The sequence below is a fragment of the Stenotrophomonas pictorum JCM 9942 genome (assembly GCF_001310775.1).
GTDB classification, from domain to species: Bacteria; Pseudomonadota; Gammaproteobacteria; order Xanthomonadales; family Xanthomonadaceae; genus Stenotrophomonas; species Stenotrophomonas pictorum.
The window spans coordinates 1-1,519 of the sequence record NZ_BAZI01000526.1; the positions used below are offsets into that span (position 1 = coordinate 1).

3 protein-coding genes are annotated in these 1,519 nt (G+C 68.5%); all 3 read left to right on the forward strand.

The window, feature by feature from the left end:
* The coding region (locus JCM9942_RS19245) for a HisA/HisF-related TIM barrel protein (protein WP_256202405.1) at positions 1 to 131 on the forward strand (131 nt) is incomplete at its 5' end.
* Positions 125 to 901 carry an imidazole glycerol phosphate synthase subunit HisF gene (gene hisF, locus JCM9942_RS15700; protein WP_054660794.1) on the forward strand — a complete coding sequence of 259 codons (777 nt, stop codon included), beginning with the start codon at positions 125 to 127 and terminating at the stop codon, positions 899 to 901. The genes JCM9942_RS19245 and hisF, both read left to right, overlap by 7 nt.
* A partial coding sequence (gene hisIE / locus JCM9942_RS15705) for a bifunctional phosphoribosyl-AMP cyclohydrolase/phosphoribosyl-ATP diphosphatase HisIE (protein ID WP_083468592.1) occupies positions 891 to 1,519 on the forward strand: 629 nt, incomplete at its 3' end. The genes hisF and hisIE, both read left to right, overlap by 11 nt.

Sequence of the window (1,519 nt, forward strand, 5' to 3'; positions counted from 1 at the left end):
GTGCAGCCTCCGGCGGCGTGCGTGACGCGGCCGATATCCGCGCGGCCAAGGCGGCCGGCTGCGGGGGCGCGGTACTGGGCAAGGCGCTGCTGGAAGGCCGCCTGCACCTGGAGGAGGCGCTGTCATGCTGAGCCGCCGCATCATTCCGTGCCTGGACGTGCACAACGGCCGCGTGGTCAAGGGTGTGCGCTTCCGCGACCACATCGACATGGGGGACATCACCGAGCTGGCGCTGCGCTACCGCGATGCCGGCGCCGACGAGCTGGTGTTCTACGACATCTCCGCCAGCCCGGAAGGGCGCTCGGTCGACCGCGGCTGGGTCGAGCGGGTGGCGCGGCTGATCGACATCCCGTTCTGCGTGGCCGGCGGCATCCGCGATGTGGACACCGCCCGCGCGGTGCTCAACGCCGGCGCCGACAAGGTCTCGATCAACACCCCGGCGCTGGAACGCCCGGAGCTGATCGGCGAACTGGCCGAAGCCTTCGGCCAGCAGTGCGTGGTGGTGGGCATCGACTCGATCCGCGAACCCGATGGCCAATGGCGGGTGCGCTCCTATACCGGCGACCCGGCCAAGACCCGTGCCGAAGCCCGGCTCACCCTGGACTGGGTGCGCGAGGTGCAGCTGCGCGGGGCCGGCGAGATCGTGCTCAACTGCATGGACAGCGACGGCGTGCGCAACGGTTACGACATCGCCCAGCTGCGCCAGGCGCGCGCCCTGTGCAACGTGCCGCTGATCGCCTCCGGGGGCGCCGGCACCCCGCAACATTTTGCCGATGTGTTCGAACAGGCCGACGTTGACGGTGCATTGGCTGCCAGCGTGTTCCACTCCGGCGCCATCGCCATTGCGCAGCTGAAACAGTTCCTGCGCGACCAACAGATCGAGGTGCGTGATGTCCACTGAATTCAATCCACTTGATGCCGCCACCCTGGACTGGAACAAGGTCGGCGGGTTGATGCCGGCCATCGTGCAGGACGTCGCCACCCAGCGGGTGCTGATGCTCGGCTATATGGACCGGGCAGCATTGGATGCCACCCGCAGCAGCGGCAAGGTCACTTTCTTCAGCCGCAGCAAGCAGCGCTTGTGGGTCAAGGGCGAAACCTCCGGCCACACTCTGGAGCTGGTGGAGATCCGCGCCGATTGCGACGCCGATACCTTGCTCATCAGCGCCCGCCCGCATGGCCCCACCTGCCATACCGGCGCGGTCAGCTGCTTTGCCGGCGCGCCGGGCAACTTCCTCGGCGCGCTGGATGCGCTGATCCAGCAGCGCGAACACGACCGCCCGATCAACAGTTACACCACCAAGCTGTTTGAGGACGGCACGCGCCGGATCGCCCAGAAGGTGGGCGAGGAGGGCGTGGAAACCGCACTGGCCGGGGTGGCGCAGCTCGATGACGACCTGCTGGGCGAATCCGCCGACCTGCTGTTCCACCTGATCGTGCTGCTGCGTGCCCGCGGCCTGTCGCTGGATGATGCGGTGGCGGTGCTGGAGCAGCGCCACGCGCGGGCGGCGTCCAAAGC

Excerpts from the sequence above, each read along its gene's own strand:
- hisF (WP_054660794.1), top strand. The coding sequence starts at position 125 with ATGCTGAGCCGCCGCATCATTCCGTGCCTGGACGTGCACAACGGCCGC.